Source organism: Alicyclobacillus fodiniaquatilis, from assembly GCF_042678105.1.
In the GTDB taxonomy this organism is placed as follows: domain Bacteria; phylum Bacillota; class Bacilli; order Alicyclobacillales; family Alicyclobacillaceae; genus Alicyclobacillus; species Alicyclobacillus fodiniaquatilis.
Genome location: NZ_JBHUCX010000035.1, coordinates 16305 through 37050, shown reverse-complemented (window position 1 = coordinate 37050; position 20746 = coordinate 16305). Strand labels below are relative to the sequence as shown.

Sequence of the window (20746 nt, the reverse complement as noted above, 5' to 3'; positions counted from 1 at the left end):
TCTATCTGATCCTTTAAACTACGGGAAACAGCATGTTTCTGGCACCCATAGAGAAAGGATGGCTGACGAAGTGGCGGACACAAATCCCAAAAAATCAAACATAAATGTGACTTTGGAAGACATTACGCTTGCAAGCCACGTCGTGAAAGATGTCATCCGCAAGACACCGCTGCAAAGAAATCCTGTGTTATCGGACAAATACAATTGTAACGTCTATCTCAAACGCGAGGATCTGCAAAATGTAAGATCCTTCAAGATCAGGGGCGCATACAACTTTCTGCATAACATTCCTCTGGCGGATCGAAAAAAGGGCGTGGTGTGCGCGAGTGCGGGGAATCACGCCCAGGGTGTCGCGTTCTCCTGTCGATATCTCGAAATCATGGGCACAATTTTCATGCCTGCTACGACGCCCCGCCAGAAGGTGACACAGGTGTCGCTGTTTGGCGGCGAGTTTGTGGACATCCGCCTGGTCGGGGATACGTTTGACGACTCTTACCACGCCGCGATGGAATATTGCCAACAAGCGGGCATGACGTTTGTCCACCCATTTGACGATCCGCTGATCATCGCGGGGCAGGGCACGATTGCCATGGAGATTCTCAACGACATGGACGCGCCTGTGGACTATGTGTTCTTGGCCATCGGCGGTGGGGGCTTGGCTTCGGGGGTTGGCACGTACATCAAAAGTGTTTCTCCGCAGACGAAGGTCATCGGCGTCGAACCTGAAGGCGCGCCTTCTATGAAACTGTCCCTCGCGCACAATGCAGTCGAACACCTCGATGAAATCGATAAATTTGTCGATGGTGCCGCTGTAAAACAGGTCGGTCAGTTGTCGTTTGAAATCTGCAAGCATGTCTTGGACGATGTGGTTGTTGTGCCGGAAGGCAAAGTCTGCACGACGATTCTGGAATTGTACAACGAGCATGCCATTGTCGCTGAACCGGCTGGCGCGTTGGCCATTGCGGCGCTGGACAGCTACAGAGCGCACATTCAAGGCAAAAACGTGGTCTTCATCGTGAGTGGAGGCAACAACGATATTGACCGCATGCAGGAAATCAAAGAACGCTCACTAATTTACGAGGGATTAAAGTACTACTTTATCGTGCACTTTCCGCAACGCTCTGGCGCCTTGAAGGAATTTATCGACAATGTATTGGGACCGGACGATGATATCACGCGTTTCGAGTACACCAAGAAAAACAATCGGGAAGATGGGCCGGCGCTGGTCGGAATCGAACTGAAGCGCAAAGAGGAGTATCAATTTCTCATTGAGCGGATGGAGCGCCACGGGATTCGGTATATTGACATCAACAAGGATCCGGCGTTGTTCCACCTTCTGATTTAAAGCGCAAAGATGAGCAGTCCGGCGGCTGCTCATCTTTGTCTTCACTGACTATTCTCCAGCTTATTGAAACAGCGCAAGCAATTCTGGCAGCGATTGAATCTTATGTGTCGCGCCAGCCAATTCCGAAGGATCTCCGAAACCGAAATCGCAAGCGACAAACGGGATATGTACTTTGCGCGCAGCTTCAGCGTCCGTATAGCGGTCGCCAATCATATACAAGTCGCCGTCTGGCTCGTAGCGCGCCTTCAGCGTCCGTAAAATATCTGCTTTCTCCTGGCCGCTGACCGACTCCAAACACAGGGGGCGGTCAAACAGATGCCCGATGCCCTGTGTGGTCATCACCACATCCAGGTATGCCTGATTGCAGTTGCTGCCGGTGGTCAGCACGTGACCGCGCGCATGCAGTTCAATGAGCACTTCTTTGGCGTGCGGCAACAAAATATCTTGCACAGCCATGTCTTTTTGGATCCGACCACTTGCCTGTTCAAATCCGTTCATCTGTTGCGCCGGGGTGTGCTTGGGCATCAATTGACGCCATATTTCCGTGTCAGGCAGGCCGAATGTTTTTAACACCTGTTCTTCGTTGGGCAAAGCCGCCTTATCGTAAGAAAAATCAGTTAAGACACGATGATAAGCATCCACAACGATGCTTGCTGTGTTGATCAATGTTCCGTCGAGATCGAATATCAGTATTGCCACCTATGGGCCTCCTGTCAGGACTTTCTGGGCCATGCGTCGTTTTTACGCAAAGATTCTTCCACCAAATTTCGAATCCATTCACTTTTGCTGATTTTCGATCCGCTTTGTAAATATTGTTGGAGCAGAAAGAGTTCAAGTGCCTTGTCCAAATCTTCATCGAAATACAGTGTGGTGATTTTTCGCTTGACTTTGCGCGGCCGCCCTGGGCTGTTCGCTGGCGAAACGGGTGCGGGTGCGTCATTGACAGCGCCATCGTCGGGGACGGGCGGGGCGGGCGCGGCTTGGATCAATTCCTGATGAACACTTCGCGAGCGAACAAGGCGTTGCTTGAGTTGGTCTTTTAAATCGCTCATAGGCGCGCGAGCACCTCCTCGACAAATTGCGCATATTCGATCAATGCGCGCCGCAGCTCTGGGTTGGCTAGAAACCCTTGCAAATTGAGTCTGCCAGTCGCTGCGCGCCGATGAATTTGTGTCTTGAACAACAGCGGGCCGTATTCTTCGTCATCTTGTACAGTTTCAATGAGCAATTTCGTATCGGCTCTTCGCTTTTCAATCATGGTGGCCAAAATGCCAGTCACGCGAAGCGATGGATTCAATTGGTTGCGGACATGAAAAACGGTCTCAAAGAAGCGTGGCAATGCGTCAAGACAGAACTTGCTGGGTTCGAACAGCGAAATGACATGTGTCGCTGCAGCCATGCCGTTGATGGACTGATCTCCAAGGCTTGGCGGCGAATCTATGATCACAAAATCATATGGACGCACGGACAGAATGCGCTGCACGACATTGCGCAAGACCAAACCGGGGTTTTGACCGGGGTGATCCCGCTCGAATTCGCGATACAGCCAGCGGGAGAGCGTGGCCATAAAATCTTCGCTCGGCATGAGGTCCATCCGCGGCCCGACCGAATGCACAAAATTTTCGAGTAGCATCTCTCCTGATGCATCCACTGCTTTCATGGCTTCCAGTGTGGTGCGTCCGGCAAATTCGTATATGTCATCTACGCCGCTCAACAAGTTTGTCAGGTTGCCCTGTGAGTCTGTATCGATGGCGAGCACGTGAAAACCGCGCTGTGCAAGTATGTGCGCCGTGGCTGCAGCACTGGTGCTTTTCGCCGCGCCACCTTTTTGAATGCCAAAGTATAGTATGGTTGTGTGTGGCCGCAATCATCACGCGCTCCTTCCAATTTGTATTCTAGCATAAGCGTTTCATCTATTCGTTTGCGATTTTTGCGCAGGTGCGTCTATGCGTGCATTGATGAGTGATTTATGGATATATAAATATATAAATGCGAAAATATTCTATATATAGATGCATATATTGATAAATAACATTTTCGTTTGTTTATAGAGTGAATTTTCTTTTGTTTATATTGACGATTTTCCACGGCAGTGAAACAATATGACAAAAGTTTAGAACAAACGAAGGGCAAGGGGCGGGCAGATGCGTGACTACCCTTTTTACGAATATAAATAGCTCAAAGTTCAATCGAGATATCTTGGAAAGTATCTATGATGGCTATTATGAAGTGGATGGGCAAGGGCATCTCGTGCTGTTTAATGCTTCGTTGTGCGAGATCCTGGGTTTGACAGAAGCGCAGCTTGTTGGGGATGGGTATCAGAAATACTTGAGCGACAAAGCGGAGCGTTCTTTAAGCAGAATGTTTCAGATGGTTTACAATACGGGACGCCCGATTAAGGCGCAGGATTTTTTGTACGAACGTCCAGATGGCAAACAACTGTGTCTGGAGGCTTCCGCTACACGCGTGATCAATGAAACTGGTTTTCCGATTGGAATACGAGGTATTATTCGCAATGTAACAGATAGGAATTGCGCATTGCAAGCGCAGCGTGAAAGTGAACAGCGGTTTCGTTCACTGTTCGAACAAAATACGGATGCCATTATTCAGTTTGATTTGGTCGGCAACATTGTGGACGCAAATGAACGTACAGCCGAATTTGTCGGCTATCCGCCTGCAGAACTGGCAGGGTGGCCGTTTGACGTGTTCGTATCGACGCATGACGCCATGAAAATACGGCGCTCCCTGGTCTATGCTAAAACGGGATTGTGCAAGGAATACGAAGTTCGTATCCGCCATCGCAAAGGGAAGCAAATTCATGCGCACGTGAAGACCATCCCCATTTTGGTGGATGACGAAGTGACGGGGATCTACGCAATCTGCCGCGATATCACCTCGCAACAACATACGTTAGAAACGATTCAACGGTTAAGTGTGCAAAACACCTCTATACTGCAATCTGTAGGCGATGGGATTTGCGGTGTCGATTTACAAGGCAAAACGACCTTTTTTAACGCCGCCGCAGAACGCATGACGGGGTATCGAGCTGAAGAGATCATCGGACAAAGTCTACATCTGTTTTTACATCACACACACGCGGATGGAACGAAGAGCGCATTTGTTGATTGTCCGATGCACAAAGCGATTCATCTCGGCCAGAAACGAGAAGTTCGAAACGATATTTTCTGGCGCAAAGACAAAACGAATTTCCCGGTAGATTATCATGTCACACCCATGCTAGAACGGGGGAAGGTCACGGGTGCCGTTTTGGTGTTTCGGGATGTCACGGAACAGCGGCAGGCGGAAGAGTGGCTCGTCCGCTCTGAAAAACTGTCGGTTGTCGGGCAATTGGCGGCAGGTGTGGCCCATGAGATCCGCAATCCCTTGACCGCATTAAAGGGATTTCTTCAATTGGCGAAGGTTCAGCCTGAAAAAGTGCGGGATTACGCAGATATTATGTATTCCGAACTTGAGCGGATCGAAAGCATCACCAACGAGATGCTCGCCTTCTCGAAGCCGCATGTCACACAGTTTAAGCCCTATAACATTCAGGTGCTGGTGGATGGGGTCATCTCGCTCTTGTCTTCGCAGTCCCTGATGCACAATGTTCGGTTTCATGTCGATTTCAATCATGGAGACGCACTCATCCTCTGTGAACCGGATAGACTGCGTCAAGTGCTTATCAATCTGTTCAAAAACGCGATGGACGCCATGCGCGGCGGTGGGGAAGTTTCCATCCGCACTTGGCTTGTGAAAGAACAACTGCACATCGCTGTTGTCGATCACGGCAAGGGAATGGACCCTGAGACGTTGAGACGGATTGGGGAGCCATTCTATACGACAAAATCGAACGGTACAGGACTTGGCGTGATGGTGTGCCAGCGCATCGTAGAATCCCACAACGGGTTCATGGCCTGGGAGAGTGAGATGGGGAAAGGGACAACGGTGACCATCACCTTACCCATCTGTGAATTTGCTGGCGAGATGTGAATGAAGTGTAAGAAAATTTTGAAATGCAAAAAGAGGCTGTTCCTCAAGGAGCAGTCCTCTTTTTGGACGTGCGAAATTATGAATCATACCAATAGATTCGGCCTTGGCAGCCGATGAGTGAAGCTTGTGCTTTTCTTTTCAATGCTCTTTTTTATTTATTTACCCTTTGCCCCTGATATGACCGGGTCTTTACGACTGGGACTATGCAATTGCCGCAGTTGCATAGTGGCACCCCGCTTTCGTAGGTTCCGGCAGTAGACCTGGATACAACGCAAAATAGCCACCCTAATAAATTAGGTGGCCGGTTGCACAATACACTCCTTCAAAATCTATGTGCCCACATTACCGATTTTGAGATCATCATGTCCACTCGTTCAGAAGATATTAACATTTAACTGGATTATATGAGGTATGATCCACATCGTCAAGATATATATTAAATATATTTTTCGGGCAGGGTATGGATTTGGTGGGGGTTATTACCGTTTATGAGCGCTGCATCAAGCGAGATGTGCTCACACGGCGTCATACTATATGAGGAATTTTTAGCAGCCGCGTTCTGAATTATCAATTTGTGTGGCCTCATTTTCTTCTAGTAGAATTAGTTGCATATCGTGTAACATTTTGCGTATTTTTGTCGTCTATACAAAGTATACGCGTGATTGCTTTTTGGGCACTTGTCGCTATGTGTAATTTACATAATGTTGGAGGATGAAAAATGAACAAACATCGCGGACAATGGACCGCTTTGGCGATGGCGACCACCGCTGCTTGTTTCATGGGCGTTGCGCCATCAGCAGAGGCAGCCACCGCACAGAGCTCGACCGGGCAAGACCTGATGAGTCTCGGTTCCGTTGCCACTGCAGTAACTGGTCTGCCAGATTCCACTTTCAGTCAACAGGAACAACAGTATCAACAGCCCCTCACAAGCTCGACAGGTTGGCGCGGGTTTAGCCACCAAAATGGCCGAAACATCACCATCCAATTTAAGCAAAATGTCGATGTAGAGCACGTTCAAATCACCATGGAGCAGAACACGGGCAGTGGTATTTATTTCCCTGACGATGTCCAGTTTGAAGCGGAGCAGAATGGCCAGTGGCATTCTCTAGCCACGCGGTATTCCAGCATTCCGCAAAGCGAGCAAAAAACCATGACGCAAACTTTCCAAATTACTTTACCCTCCGGTGTCGAAACAAGCGCCATTCGCATTTACTTCCCAGTAGCAGTTTGGGTGTTTGCCAGAGGTTTGGACGTGTCCGGCAGCACGACAGCGCAAGGGGAAAGTCCGAATAGCTATCCGAGTGTTTCATCCACCTCTTCAGATACTGGCGCAATGGCGCCTACCTCGCCGAACGCAGCGGGGATTCAAAATATGCTCCTGGTGGAGACCGGGGCGCACGGCAGTGAAGGCACGTGGTCTACGAGCGATTTTGAGCCGATGGTCGCTTATACGGATCAGACTGGTAAAATGACCGGATCGATGTTCGATACGATGCTGTTTTTGCCGTATGGCAATGTCGCTGACACGGAAACAGGCTGGAATAACTACTTGAATGATCTGTTTACCGCCAATCAACAGTTAAGCGCCTTAGATCAGGCGGTTGCCCTGGCCAATCAAGCATTAAATCGCCCGGGTTACAAAGAAAAAGTCGTCTTGAGCATACCGTATTCTCCGTTTGGCAGTCATGCATTTGGCACCGTGAATGGACAGAGTCTCAATTTTGGCGGCAGTGGCACAGATCCCAATGCCGTGAATGCGCGCAGCGCAGCGATGACATGGTATGTCAATACGATTTTGTCTCGTTGGAAAGCAAGTAATTTTCAAAACTTGCAATTGGTCGGCCTCTATTTTGACGAGGAGCAATATCGGGAAAATGCGCCTGGCGAGCAGGATCTAATGACCGCGGCAGAACAATTGGCGCATACGAATCAACTGCCACTTTTTTGGATTCCTTTTTACGGAGCGAACCGCAGTGACCAGTGGAATCAGCTTGGCTTTGATGCAGCGTGGATTCAACCAAATTACGTCGAGCAAGGAAACGCCGCCAACACCATTCGCATCAGCAATGCTATGGAGACAGCCAAAGAAAGCGGCATGGGCATTGAAGTGGAACTGAATGGATTGGATACGAGCAATCAGCAGTTGTACGATACCTTCCTGAATAAGCTCGGCGTCGAAGGATTTGGTCAGAATCAAGTGAGTCACGCATTTTATGACGGATCGAAACTACTTGTAACTGCAGCGAATTCGACGGATCCAAATCAGCGTGCAGTGTATGATGACACGGCCGCGTTCATTCAAGGGGGGACCACGGGTGAAACGAGCAGCAGCGCTTCGTAGCGCCGGGATAGGGATGGCCGCGTGCCTTAGTTTGTTACCCATGTTGGGGGCAATTCCACAGGCTTCTGCGGCGACTAAGCACAAAATGGTGAAAACGGCCATTGTTTTAAACGGGAAAACGGCCACACAGCCATATGGCTTTGTCAGCGGCAATACGATGTATATGCCAATTTGGTATGTGATGAACACACTTCAGCAATTGGGCATTACGAGTACATGGAAAAATCAGATCTGGAACATGAAGGTGCCAAGCAGTTTCTCGGTTGACACAAGTGATATTCAGGTGGGCAAAGGCGCCATTCAACTGGAGATCAACGGGAATCTGATGCACAAAGTGAACGGGATTGTGGCAACGGACCCGGCAACAGGCAAGGCGACGACGTTTGTTCCCATATGGTATACCCAGCAATTGCTCAAGCGGGTGGGGATCTCATCGCCCTGGGACGGAAAAACGTGGACATTAGAGCCACCGACGACCGTGAAACCGCAACCGCCGCTGCCTGCCAATGAAGTGGCAAAATGGCAAGTTGCAAAGGACATCTTAACAGCGTTTGGCTTGTCGCCTGACACGAGTGGGACAAGCGGTTATGACGATATTTCGGCCACAAGCACTGAGTGGGGCGTGGTGCATGAGGCCATTGAAAAGAGCATCTTGACACCTGATTCCACCACGCACTCGGGTGCGTATGAAGCGGCCGACGTACAGACCGTCGATACGATGTTATGGCATGCATACGGCATTCAGAACGCGGACTACCAACCTGGAGGCGCGCCGTTCGCTTGGGCAAATGCGGTTGGCTTAAATCCACAGGGCGTTCAGGCGACAGACTTGTTGACACCGCAGGAATTATCGCAGATGGTGTCGAACCTTGCAGACAACAAGCGCGGATATCATGCGCTAGGGGACAACCAGTATCAAATTAGCTACCCCATTGAAGACGAAGCAACTGCCACGTTTAACGGGGACAGCATCAATGGGCAACCTTTTTTCACCAGTAATCAGGAAGTTCAAGACGCCATTTTGCAAACCTACCAGTTCTATGATGCAATTCAAGTGACGGATGAGAACGGAATGCTCACTTTGACGATGCCAAGTCTGGGAGGGACAGAATGGTTCAGCTACAGTACGGCTTTGGGCGATATTCAGTACCAGTTGCCCGGTGACAGCACATGGCAGACCGCCGATGTGCTCGACAGTCGGGAGTTGGGGGCTGCCGCAAATACATCATTGCAAATCAAAGTGCCAGACGACAGCGGATTGACCATCTCCGTCAACGAGATGTTGCCGCAGATCGGAGGCACTGTCTCGCTTGGCGATTTAGAGGTGTCATCGAACGCAAATGGTCTTCAAGTGCAGAGAATTGATGTTGCTGAATAACCTGCCGCTGTGCTTCCACGCATCGAAAAACCGCGAACACGCTGGTGCAATTTGAACCGCTGCGGATGCCGCCCAAGCACTGATTTTTGAATGAACAGCATCTGCAAAACCGATCAGGGAAGAGAGAAGTGGAGGATCCGCATTGAAGACTCAACGCTTGCTTGCTGTAATGACGTTGCCGGCACTTCTCACCATTACAGTACCCGTCATTGCACATGCGCAGTCGTCGACAGAGACAACTGTGCAGTCCGGATCAGAGGGTGCAAGTGTCACGCAATTGCAAAATGACTTAAACGCGCTTGGCTATACGGTTGGCCAAGCGGATGGTGACTTTGGCCCGGAAACGCTCACTCAAACAGAGGCGTTTCAAAAGGCGCGCAAATTACAGGTGGATGGCGTGGTAGGCCCATCCACCTGGAGTGCGCTTGATACAGCGATGGCTGCGTTTGCGTCGCAGCCAATTACACTTGGCGCATCCAGCACGGCTGTGAAAGATCTCGAAACAAAACAGATTTACTACAATAACAAGTTGATCACTTCTCCATACGGGTTCACCTATCAGAACACAGATTACATGCCGATATGGTATGTCATGCACACGCTGGATCAAGAAGGGCTTTCGCACACTTGGTCAAACGGTGTCTGGAATATCACCGTGCCGAAAAGTGTAGCCGCGAACATCGATTATAGCAATATCAAGTATGGCAAAGGCAGCACGTGTATCGCCATCAACGGCACCGTGGTTGAGCGTGTTGATGGGGTGGTCCATGTAGATCCGGCTTCCAAGAGCCAAACCACATTTCTACCAATTTGGTATGTCGAACAAGCGCTCAACCGGATTGGTATCCAGTCAAATTGGCAGGGGACCGTCTGGAAGATGACAGCGCCTCCGTCAACGGGGTCGACCGGAAGCAGCGGTGATACGGGCAGCACGACGGGATCGACCGGGAGTAGCGGCGATACGGGCAGTACGACGGGATCGACTGGGAGCAGCGGCGATACGGGCAGTACGACGGGATCGACTGGAAGCAGCGGCGGTACGGGCAGTACGACGGGATCGACTGGGAGCAGCGGTGGTACGGGCAGTACGACGGGATCGACTGGCGGATCGTTTAATAATGTAGATCTGCGCTTCCCTGCACCAGCTGATGTGAACGCGCAGACGATAAACCAGTATCTGACCAATCACGACTCGCCGATGAATGGGCTTGGTGAGTCGTTTATGGAAGCTCAAAGCACATATGGCGTCGATGCAAACTATTTGGTCTCCCATGCGATTTTGGAGAGTTACTGGGGGCAGAGCCAAATCGCGCTGGCGAAAAACAACCTGTTTGGCTACGGCGCATATGATTCGAATCCGGGCAGTGACGCCGGACTATTTCCGAGCAATGATTACGCCATCCGCTTTCAGGCGTGGGAGGTGCGCAATAATTACCTCAACCCTGGCGGCAGCGAGTATGTCTCGCCGACATTGAACGGGATGAACGTTCACTATGCGACGGATCCACAGTGGGCAACCAGCATTGGTGGATTAATGAGCCAATTTGCGACTTCAGTTGGATCTAGTGTGAGTGACTACCAGCAGTACTCCGCGAATGACAATGCGCCGCAGCCTTCCAGCACGACGGAGCCAGTCTACTATCTCAATGGTGCCACTGCGGTCACGCAAGGCAGCACGTACTACAACAATGGTGTGCCTTATTATGCAAGTATGGGCGCGGGTGTGGATGATATGTTCTTTGGCCCCCTGCAAAACGGCAGTTCAGGTGAACCGGTGAGCGAAGTTCAGACGTATCTGAATAACCATATGAATGCTGGTCTGACAGTGGATGGCCAATACGGCCCTGCCACCACTGCCGCTGTAAAGCAGTTTCAAACCATGAACAATATCACGTCGACGGCAGGCGTATGGAGTTATGCGATGTGGCAGACGTATATCGAGCCAGAGAGTACGACACCGACCATTCCTGCTGGTCAGACCGTGAATGTGGATGAAATTGAACAGGGAATGGCGAATGGATATGTGGTTCCTTGGTTCCACATCCCGAATAAGGGATGGGTTGATTCCCAATATGTCAAGTTCAGCAATGTCTACCGCATCACCGTTGCGAATCCGGCCGGGACGTCCACATCTGTACCGGTCTACGGTTCGGCGAGTGGCGGTACAGCGCTGCTGACACTGCACAGTGGCGATTTCGTGGTGTCGAAGTCTCCTACACCAGTGAACGGTATGATTCAAATTCAATTTGCCGCACAAACCGCTGGCACGAGTGGCGGCAAAGCGCCGGGTACCTTGATGACTGGTTATATTTCAACGCAAAACGCCACGCTGACGGCGCAGCAATGAATGACCTTGAAGAGTGAGTTACTTTTAGGTTGCCGCAAAGCCATGAAGCTGACCTTGCGGCAACCTTGTATTTTACGTGCATGCGGTTCCAGCTTGCAGCCTGTTCTGCTATCCGTTGACGATATGCCCGCCATTGACATGCATGACTTGGCCTGAAACATAAGAGCTGTCATCGCTTGCAAGATAAACGTACGCTGGTGCCAACTCACACGGCTGCCCTGCGCGTTTCATCGGCGTATCGCTACCGAATTTAGCCACTTGATCCGCTGGTGCCGTCGAAGGGATAAACGGTGTCCAGATAGGCCCTGGTGCCACTGCGTTCACGCGTATGCCTTGGTCGCACAGTGACTTGGACAATGAGCGTGTCAGGGATACGATGGCCCCTTTGGTGGCAGAGTAATCAATCAGTGTTTCATTGCCTTCGTATGCAGTCACTGAGGTCGTATTGACGATACAGGCACCAGGCTTTAAATGGGGCAAAGCGGCTTGGATCATATAGAAATAACCGAACACATTTGTCGTAAACGTGTTTCGCAACTGTTCAGCAGTGATATCGGCAATGCTGTTTTGCGGGTGCTGCTCTGCAGCATTGTTCACCAGGATGTCAATTTTGCTAAATGTCGCCAGTGTGTCACTGATGGCTTTTTGGCACAATTGCTGGTTGCGAACATCGATGGGAAGTGTCAGGCAACGACGTCCGTACTGCGCCACATGGCGCGCCGTCTCATCGGCGTCTTCGTGTTCGTTGTAATAGACAATCGCGACATCGGCTCCCTCTTTTGCAAAAGCGATGGCCACGGCTCGCCCAATGCCACTGTCTCCACCAGTGATGATGGCGTATTTTCCGGTCAATTTCCCACTTCCGCGATATTTTAAATCATCGCAGATCGGGCGTGGATTCATGTCTTTTTCCATACCTGGTTGGACATTCTGGTGTTGTGGCGGAAACTGTGTCGGATATTGCGAAGCAGGCGCTGTTGACGTAGCAGTCGATGCTTGGTTCTGCGGCAAAACTTCCAACCTCCCTCATTTCTCACGCTTGGCAGTAGCTGTTACCGTCTTAGCATGCTTGTGGATGCGCATTCTATGCTTTAAAATCTGCTGTCCAACTGTGCCAATTTCTCTCTGACGGATCTGATATCCAATTGAGGAATGATCTGATTGTGCTAAAAAGCATATGTCGCAATTTTGTGGGACTCAGTTCAAAAACATGACATACATTTGGTGGTATACTCACTGGCAGTAGTATGTACATCGACGATGATGTCATCGGAAAAGGGTCGTCTGAAAGTGAGGGGTACGTATGAGCAACTCGGTCGCGACTATCGTTGCGATGGTCATCACGGTCGTGTTTGCGCTGAGCGTCATCGTGGTACGAATACGCGCGGGGCGCAAACCAACGAGTGCGCGCAAAATTCTGCTTCCGCCGGTCATGATGAGCACAGGCTTCTTGATGTATATCTTTCCGTTTACGCATGAATCACTGGAATATGGGATTATTGCGTTCCTTGTAGGATGTATACTGAGCTATCCGCTGATTTTGACTTCCAAATTCTACCGGAATGAGCAGGGTGTCTTTTTACAGCGATCAAAAGGGTTCATCTACATTCTTCTCGGCCTGCTCGTGGTGCGTATTGGTCTTCATAGCGTGGTGGAGCAGTATGTCGACGTATATCAAACCGGTTCGCTCTTTTTCGATCTCGCCTTTGGTATGTTGGTTCCTTGGCGTATGGCGATGTTCATGCGCTATCGGCGACTTGTACAAGAGAGAAAACCAGTGCAGCCTTCTGTATAAAAAGGCCACCTGACGCAATCAGATTTGATGGGTTTATCTGCCTGTTTGGCAGAACGCCATTTTGCGAATTTGCCACTCAAACAACAATAGGAGGATTTTCGTGCGCAGCCTCAAGTGGATTATTATTGCTCTCGTGATTATTGCAATTCCTGTCGTTCAGCTTGTTCGTCCAGTTTCTCATTTAACGGTTCAGGCCGATGTTGCGCCAGATCAAACGATCTCTGGGCATCAACCAGCTATCAACTGGCCCAGTGAGGGAGAAGCAGCGCTGGATGTCGTTGGTGTAGGTGAGTTGGGGCAATCAGGAACGCAAACATCCGTGCCGATTGCTAGTGTGACGAAGGTCATGACAGCATATCTGGTTTTGAAGAAGCACCCCCTGCAAGAAGGGCAGCAGGGCCCGAGCATCACGGTCACAAAAGCAGATTACCAAACGTATCTGGATGATAAGGCAAAAGGGGAGTCTTGCCTCAAAGTCCAAACAGGCGAAAAGCTCACTGAGCGACAAGCGCTTGAAGGGTTGCTTTTGCCATCCGGCAACAATGTGGCAACCATGTTAGCTAACTGGTGTGACGGCAGTGTCAGCAAGTTCGTTAAAGAGATGAATCAAACTGCGAAATCAATGGGGATGACCCATACTCAATATGTGGACGCCAGCGGTTATGATCCTGGCAGTTCGAGCACGGCGGTAGACCAAGCGAACTTGTTTGGGGTTGCGATGCAGAACGCCACTTTCAAAGAGGTGGTTGGAGAAGCACAGGCGACATTACCTGTAGCCGGGATCGTCTACAACGTCAATGCAGACCTTGGTCACGGTGGTATTATTGGCGGTAAGACAGGCAGTACATCAGAGGCCGGCGGTTGTTTGGTGTTTGCGACGCAAAAGCAGGTGAACAATCAGGATGTCATGATTGTTGGCGCCATTCTTGGACAAAAAAATGCCGAATCTATCTTGACAAAAGTGCTAAACGTAGGTGTGACCTTATCCACTGAGGCTCGTGCGGCAGTGCATTCTGTGACTGTCGTTCAGAATGCAGAGCCGCTCGCCCAGGTGACGGCGCCGTGGATGGACGAACAGACATTGCAGGCATCTGCACCCGTGCAGATGATCGGCTGGGACGGTATCCATGTCGAGACAAAAATGGCGACGGATCCAACGTTGAAAAATCACGTTGCGGCGGGGGCGGCAGTCGGGACAATGACGGTCACCGTTGGGAATCAAACGAAAAAGATCCCACTCAAGACCGTGACGGCCATTGAAGGGCCTAGTTATTTGTGGCGCTTGAAACGGATCTGAATCTGGCTTTGCAAAATTTAGGAGGTGCCAACACTGGTACGGCGCTTAATTTCGATTGTGGCTGCATCGGTCATTGCCTTAGTGGTGTTGATTGCCCTTGTTTTCTATCTCGCGGTTCGGTTTATGCCATTCCAGTCAGCCGAACTGGAAAAGGTGCATCAACCCACCATCGTATATGCGAATGATGGGTCAAAGTTGATGACACTGGGGTCGCAAAATACGGATTTAACCTATCAACAGATTCCGAAGACGTTGCAAAACGCCATCGTTGCTACGGAAGATCACACTTTCTGGACGAATTCTGGCATCGATGTCAAATCGATTGTCAGATCCATGACGGTTGATTTGTTCTCCAGGAGTTTGGCTCAGGGTGGCAGCACGATTCCCGAGCAGTTGGCGAAGATGGTTTACCTGACAGATAAAAAGACGTTTGTCCGCAAGTTTCAGCAGGTTATTCTCGGGATGCAGATTGAACGAAACTTTACGAAGCAAGAAATCTTGGCAGACTATTTAAATCGCGTACCGCTCGGGCAGAGTAGTGTCGGCGTGGAGCAGGGCGCCCTTCGCTATTTTGGCCTGAATTTGAAAACGGAAGGGAACAAGCTGACATTGCCGCAGGCAGCGTTGTTGGCAGGTCTGGGTCAGGCCCCTTCCGCTTACGATCCGATTGCGCACCCACAGGCGGCGCTTGAGCGCCGCAATCAGGTGTTGGAGAATATGGCGCATTGGGGTTACATCACCGAAACGCAAGCAAAAAAAGCAGAAAAAACGAAGTTGGGCGTCAAGTTTCACAACTTCCCGGGTGACGATGGCTGGAGCAGTCAACCACTGCTCACAAACTTTTTGCTAGATTACCTGAGTAAAAAGGGACTTACACCAGAAGAGGTCCAGCAAGGTGGGCTGAAGATTTACACGACCATCAGTCCGACTGTGCAAAGCGCGGTCAATCAAGTGTTCTGGAGTGGGAAGTACAACAGCGATTTCCCCGGACCTACATCTGGCACAGTTGTGCAGGGCGCAGGTTTGTTCATAGATCCAAAGACCGGGGGAATCCTCGGGGCTGCAGGCTCCAGACAACAAGGTTACACGGCGTTGGGACTGGATCGCATTTATCAGTCCAGCTCACCTGGGTCTTCCATCAAGCCGGTTATGGAGTACGCACCTGCGCTTCAATCTGGCAACTGGACATATACCTCTGTATTGGACAACGAACCGCAGGATTTTGGCGGCGGCTATGAGCCGCGCAACTGGGAGGTCGGGGGTCCGTCAAAGGTCACTTTGCAGTACGCGTTGGAAGAGTCGCAAAACATTGCGTCGGTTTGGCTGCTGCAGCAAATTGGCATCAAGACCGGGGCCGATTTTGCCAAAAATGACGGCATTCCACTTGTGAGTGCGGATTATCAACATTTGGGGATAGCCATTGGTGGTTTGACCAACGGTGTCACACCGATGGATATGGCTGGCGCGTATTCGGCGTTTGACAATAACGGGGTACGATCTACGCCGTATCTCATCAATAAAATCATCAACGCGAGCGGTCAGCAGATCTATGCTGATAAACCGTCGCAGACGCAAGTGATGACGGCGCAAACGGCCACGGACATGACGCGGTTGATGCAGGATGTCGTCGATTATGGCACAGGACAGTATGCGAAGTTGAACGGCTGGGGCGTTGCTGGCAAGACGGGTACTGTACAATATGATACGGGCTTGAATGGGGATCATCCCAACTGGATTCGCGACGGTTGGTTTGACGGATATACGCCGACCATTCTTGGCAGCATCCATATCAGTTATGACCAAACCGACGCAAGTCACCATATGACCATGACACCGGAAGATCCTTCCGGCAATGCCGCCAAGATATTTCAGGACGTCATTGCGTTGGCACTGGCCAATCAAACGCCACAGCAGTTTTCAGAAGGCCCCTATCCGTATGAGACGGGGACGGCCGACGGCGTCAACTATGTGAGCCAACAGACACAGACGACCCAGACACAGCAGGCGGGCATCAAGAACTTCACTGGTACGTATGATGCCAGTGACAACCAGGTCAAGCTGTCCTGGCAAGCGTATTTTCCCACGGCCGTGAATTACTCGGTCACACGCACGCAGATCAGCGCTGGTGGATCTGGAGAAGCGGTTCCAGTCGGTGAAGTCACAGGCACCACTTTGACAGATACAAACGTGCAGGTTGGTCAGACGTATCAATATACCGTTCAGGCGACGGATCCGAACTCTGGCCAGGCTGTCGGTTCGCCAGTTACGGTCACGGTCCAGACGGGGAATACGACCCCGCCGCCTGGCGCAGGTGTTGGCAACGGGACGACGCCTGGTGACGACAACGGCACAACGCCACCGTTTGACAACGGCACAGGTGACAATGGAACGACCCCGCCGTTTGACAATGGCGCGGGTGGAACAGGCGACGACAATGGCACAACGCCAGGAAACGACACTACGGGTGGTAACACGACTGGCGGGACGTCTGGTTCAGGTTCTCCGTCAGGGCCAGGGCAAACCCAAACCACGCCTGGTGATTCATCGTCCGGCACTGGTTCGGCCACGACACTGTTTGTACCGCCGGGGACTGATGCAAACAGACGCGGGCATCACCATTAGTCAAGCATGCTTTTTGAATCGGATGATTGCTTTGAGCGCCGCACAGAAATGTGCGGCGTTTTTGTTGTCAATGGCTAGAAACCGGATCCTTACGTTGACGTGAGGTTGTTCAGAGCGTAAACTTGTGCAGAGAAATCATCGGTATATTTAGCGAAGGAAAGGGATGCCACGTGTCCGCGATTGAACTTGATGTTACAAAGACAGCACTCGTCGTGATCGACATGCAAAAAGGGATTATGTCTTTGCCATGCGCGCCTTATACGTCTGGGGAAGTGCTGGAGAAGACGGTTGAATTGGCCAACGCGTTTCGTGCAAAGGGAGGGTTTGTCGTTCTCGTGAACGTCGACTTCCACGATGGACAAGACGCGCTCCATCCCATCACGGATGAGGCGCCTGCTGCCAGGGGAGAGCGTCCAGCGGACTGGAGTGCGATTGTGCCTGAGCTGGGCCCAAAGGCGACGGACTTGCTTGTCACTAAGCGCCAGTGGGGCGCGTTTTTTGGCACTGATTTGGATTTGCAACTGCGCCGCCGCGGCATAGATACGATTGTCTTGTGTGGAATCGCCACAGACATTGGTGTCGAAACGACTGCGAGGGAAGCTTATCAGCATGGGTACAACCAGGTGTTTGTCGAGGATGCGATGACGTCTTTGTCCGCGGAACAGCACGAACATCCATTGAAATACCTGATGCCGCGTATGGGGCGGATTCGCTCTGCGCGAGAAATTGTCAGCGGCTTGTCTGGGTGAAAACTGCTAAAACATCTCGGGTGACTTCGGGTGCCCGAGATGTTTTGTTTGCACGCGCTAGAGACAGTCGAGATTCATCAGACTGAAGATTCAAGGATTTCATATGCCCCCTAGATTTAGATGTCGATAAGAGGAGTTGAATCGCTGCAGATGGCCCAAATGGACATGACAGTTGAAATGGTGGTGCAAAGGCTGGGAGTGACACCACGTACACTTCACTATTATGAGGAACTGGGGCTCATTCCAGATGTGCGGCGGACGGCTGGAGGGCATCGACTGTATGATGAGGCCACAGTTCAACGCCTGGAGCGCATTTTGCGTCTCAAAGGCATGCTTGGATACAGATTGCAGGACATCAAGCAGTTGATATGTGTGGAAGAGTTGTTGGATAAACATCGCCGGAGTCTTCATTCGACACCGACACCAGAGGAGCGGCTGGCCATTCTGGATGACTCGCTGCATTTGTTGGAGGATGTCGTCAAAAAGATAGATTCGAAAATCGAAGGATTGATGCATTTGCGCGCCAACTATCAGGAGCGTTTGCAACGCGTGCGACAGTCGCTTGATGGGCAAAAATAGATGCGGCCGTTCACGACCATAGAGACAGGGAGCGGAGTCGATGGAACAGAAACTGCAAAGAAGCGCGGCATACAAGTGGATCGCCTTGTCAAATACCACATTGGGTATCTTGATGGCGGCCATCAACGGGACAATTCTCATTATTGCGCTGCCGGTCATTTTCGATGGGCTGCATGTGAATCCCTTGAAGTCAAATCAGACGAGTTTGCTGTTGTGGGTGATGCTTGGGTTTAATGTGGCGACGACCGTATTTTTAGTGACCTTTGGGCGATTGTCCGATATGTTTGGTCGTGTCCGACTGTACAATTTAGGGTTCCTCATCTTTACCATCGGATCGGTGCTGTGTGCCATCACATGGTCGAAAGGTTTGAATGGCGAAATTGAGTTGATTATCTTCCGGCTTGTGCAAGGCATCGGCGGCGCGTTTTTGTTCTCCAACAGCGCGGCAATTCTGACAGATGCGTTCCCGCAAAACCAACGCGGCCTAGCATTGGGGCTGAACCAAATTGCCGCGGTCGGCGGCAGTGTCGTCGGGCTGGTCGTGGGTGGATTGCTGGCTGCAACCGGCGAATGGCGCTTTGTATTTCTCGTCAACGTTCCGGTCGGACTGTTTGGGACCATCTGGGCGTATATCGCCTTGAAGGAAGTGGGAGATCGCCAGAAACACCAACATCTTGATGTCCTTGGCAACATCACGTTGGCATTGGGGATTTTGGGCATCATGATTGGACTGACTTATGGCATTATGCCCTACGGGTCACACAATATGGGCTGGTTGAATCCTTGGGTCATCTTCGCGATTGTCGGCGGCGTGGTGATGCTGGTCTTGTTTGTTTTCGTGGAGTCAAAGGTCAAAAATCCGCTATTTCATCTATCATTATTCAAAAGCCGGCCATTTAGCGCAGGCAATATCGCGTCCTTCATGTCTGCTTTAGCGCGCGGTGGCCTACAGTTCATGCTGATTATCTGGCTGCAAGGCATCTATTTGCCAATGCATGGCGTCTCGTATGAACACACGCCTTTGATTGCAGGGCTGTATACAATTCCGCAAATGGTTGGTTTTTTGCTGGCCGGACCTGTCAGCGGGTACTTGTCGGATCGATTCGGTGCAAAAATGTTTGCTACGGTGGGTCTCCTGATTTCCGCATTCGGTTTTGTGATGCTTGTTACACTGCCAACGGATTTTAACCATTGGCTGTTCTGGATCTATATTTTCATCATTGGTTTGGGCTTGGGTCTGTTTTCTTCTCCGAACAGCGCGGCGATCATGAATGCGGTCCCTGCCAAATATCGGGGCGTCGCCTCAGGTATGCGTGCGACGTTCATGAACGCTGGCCAGATGATGAGCATGGGTTTGTTCTTTTCCATCGTCATCGCGGGACTGTCCCAGACATTGCCGCAAGCGATGTACAGTGGGTTGAAACAGCACGACGTACCTGCCCAGGTAGCTCATTCCATCGCCAATTTACCACCGACAAGCTCCTTGTTTGCGGCATTGCTAGGATACAATCCGTTTCAAAGTTTGCTTGGGCCGGATGGGGCCAATATTTTGCATACGCTGCCATCAGACCAAGCGAATACCATTACAGGGAAGAAATTTTTCCCACATATCATTGAGGGGCCGTTTCATCACGGGTTGGCGTTGGCTTTCATCATTTCCGTCGTTCTCCTGTTAGCGGCAGCAGCAGCGTCGATCTTGCGTGGCAAACATTTCGTCTATCAGGATGAGGAGCAGAAAACAGAGGACTTGCGCAACTTGGAATTGCTTGGTTTGATTGCGGCATTTCAGGCGCGCAATGGTCTGCGTGAAGATGCGACAGCAGAAGAGCGCGCTCGCTTGAACAGGGCAGTCGCTCTATTGGAACAGGTCAGCCGCCGCCGCAAAAACGCATTACCTCAACAGTAAAGGAAGCGAGAAACTTGTCTACATCAAATCGGCTACAATCTGAAGAAGAGTTATCGCAGTTGTTGACCACACTGGTGCGCAAAGAGCTGGCGCTTCATCCCGGCGTGGCGGAGGAATCCAACTCGCTTGACGGCAAGCTGCTGGCGCTGATGCGCCAACTGGCCGAGCAGGTCAACCCCAGTTCTGCGGGGGTAAATAAGCGTAAAACCGACGGTGCAAAGCAGGATGCAGAACAATTGATGCAGTCTGTCTTACATGATCTCTCCCTGCCGTCTGATCTGTCAGCAAGCCACGTGGCAGCCACCGTTGATGGGGATTTGACGCAGGAGGACATGGAATTGGATGAGCTGATTCGCGCCGTGCTAAATGACATCCAGGGCGCGATGTAGCTGGGATG

16 protein-coding genes are annotated in these 20746 nt (G+C 51.0%); 12 read left to right on the top strand and 4 right to left on the bottom strand.

The features are described from left to right. The first annotated feature begins 70 nt into the window (after window positions 1-70). The gene (gene ilvA, locus ACFSB2_RS13415; RefSeq protein WP_377943579.1) at window positions 71-1345 is read left to right on the top strand and encodes a threonine ammonia-lyase IlvA; all 1275 of its coding nucleotides are present in this window, start codon (window positions 71-73) and stop codon (window positions 1343-1345) included. Between the two features lie 60 nt (window positions 1346-1405). Here ilvA and ACFSB2_RS13410 read toward each other — a convergent pair whose 3' ends face one another. From ACFSB2_RS13410 to ACFSB2_RS13400, 3 genes are read right to left on the bottom strand one after another with little or no spacing between them, the layout of a single operon-like run. Then, window positions 1406-2044 (bottom strand): HAD family hydrolase, encoded by a 639-nt coding sequence (locus ACFSB2_RS13410; RefSeq protein WP_377943578.1) that lies wholly within the window; start codon window positions 2042-2044, stop codon window positions 1406-1408. A 14-nt stretch (window positions 2045-2058) separates the two neighbouring features. Further along, complete coding sequence (locus ACFSB2_RS13405; protein ID WP_377943577.1) at window positions 2059-2397, bottom strand: hypothetical protein; 339 nt, start codon at window positions 2395-2397, stop codon at window positions 2059-2061. Beyond that, window positions 2394-3212, bottom strand: coding sequence for a ParA family protein (locus ACFSB2_RS13400; RefSeq protein WP_377943576.1), 819 nt, complete (start codon window positions 3210-3212; stop codon window positions 2394-2396). Before ACFSB2_RS13400 ends, ACFSB2_RS13405 begins: the two co-directional genes overlap by 4 nt. Window positions 3213-3493: 281 nt before the next feature. On the opposite strand from ACFSB2_RS13400, the gene ACFSB2_RS13395 reads away from it, so the two are divergent. From ACFSB2_RS13395 to ACFSB2_RS13380, 4 genes are all read left to right on the top strand, one after another. Then, window positions 3494-5335 carry a PAS domain S-box protein gene (locus tag ACFSB2_RS13395; protein WP_377943575.1) on the top strand — a complete coding sequence of 614 codons (1842 nt, stop codon included), beginning with the start codon at window positions 3494-3496 and terminating at the stop codon, window positions 5333-5335. A gap of 718 nt (window positions 5336-6053) precedes the next feature. Then, complete coding sequence (locus tag ACFSB2_RS13390) at window positions 6054-7676, top strand: DUF4855 domain-containing protein (protein ID WP_377943574.1); 1623 nt, start codon at window positions 6054-6056, stop codon at window positions 7674-7676. After that, window positions 7651-9054, top strand: coding sequence for a hypothetical protein (locus ACFSB2_RS13385; RefSeq protein WP_377943573.1), 1404 nt, complete (start codon window positions 7651-7653; stop codon window positions 9052-9054). The genes ACFSB2_RS13390 and ACFSB2_RS13385 overlap by 26 nt, the downstream gene beginning before the upstream one ends. A 142-nt stretch (window positions 9055-9196) precedes the next feature. Beyond that, on the top strand, window positions 9197-11401 hold the full coding sequence (locus ACFSB2_RS13380; protein WP_377943572.1) for a peptidoglycan-binding protein: 2205 nt from the start codon (window positions 9197-9199) through the stop codon (window positions 11399-11401). Window positions 11402-11509: 108 nt separating this feature from the next. Here the strand turns inward: ACFSB2_RS13380 and ACFSB2_RS13375 are convergent, their stop codons facing one another. Further along, window positions 11510-12412 (bottom strand): SDR family oxidoreductase, encoded by a 903-nt coding sequence (locus ACFSB2_RS13375; RefSeq protein WP_377943571.1) that lies wholly within the window; start codon window positions 12410-12412, stop codon window positions 11510-11512. 292 nt (window positions 12413-12704) lie between these two features. On the opposite strand from ACFSB2_RS13375, the gene ACFSB2_RS13370 reads away from it, so the two are divergent. The 7 genes from ACFSB2_RS13370 to ACFSB2_RS13340 all read left to right on the top strand — a co-directional run bounded on the left by ACFSB2_RS13370 (window position 12705) and on the right by ACFSB2_RS13340 (window position 20738). After that, complete coding sequence (locus ACFSB2_RS13370) at window positions 12705-13196, top strand: CcdC family protein (protein WP_377943570.1); 492 nt, start codon at window positions 12705-12707, stop codon at window positions 13194-13196. Between the two features lie 100 nt (window positions 13197-13296). Beyond that, window positions 13297-14493: a D-alanyl-D-alanine carboxypeptidase family protein gene (locus tag ACFSB2_RS13365; RefSeq protein WP_377943569.1), complete on the top strand. Its 1197-nt coding sequence runs from the start codon at window positions 13297-13299 to the stop codon at window positions 14491-14493. 24 nt (window positions 14494-14517) lie between these two features. Next, the gene (locus ACFSB2_RS13360) at window positions 14518-17115 is read left to right on the top strand and encodes a transglycosylase domain-containing protein (protein WP_377943568.1); all 2598 of its coding nucleotides are present in this window, start codon (window positions 14518-14520) and stop codon (window positions 17113-17115) included. A gap of 170 nt (window positions 17116-17285) precedes the next feature. Continuing rightward, entirely contained in the window at window positions 17286-17864 is a 579-nt protein-coding gene (locus ACFSB2_RS13355; protein ID WP_377943567.1) for a hydrolase, read from the top strand. A 150-nt stretch (window positions 17865-18014) separates the two neighbouring features. Beyond that, entirely contained in the window at window positions 18015-18443 is a 429-nt protein-coding gene (locus tag ACFSB2_RS13350) for a helix-turn-helix domain-containing protein (RefSeq protein WP_377943566.1), read from the top strand. 40 nt (window positions 18444-18483) lie between these two features. Then, window positions 18484-20349 carry an MFS transporter gene (locus tag ACFSB2_RS13345; protein ID WP_377943565.1) on the top strand — a complete coding sequence of 622 codons (1866 nt, stop codon included), beginning with the start codon at window positions 18484-18486 and terminating at the stop codon, window positions 20347-20349. 14 nt (window positions 20350-20363) lie between these two features. Beyond that, a complete protein-coding gene (locus ACFSB2_RS13340) occupies window positions 20364-20738 on the top strand; it encodes a hypothetical protein (RefSeq protein ID WP_377943564.1) in 375 nt (124 codons plus the stop codon). Window positions 20739-20746: the final 8 nt, after the last annotated feature.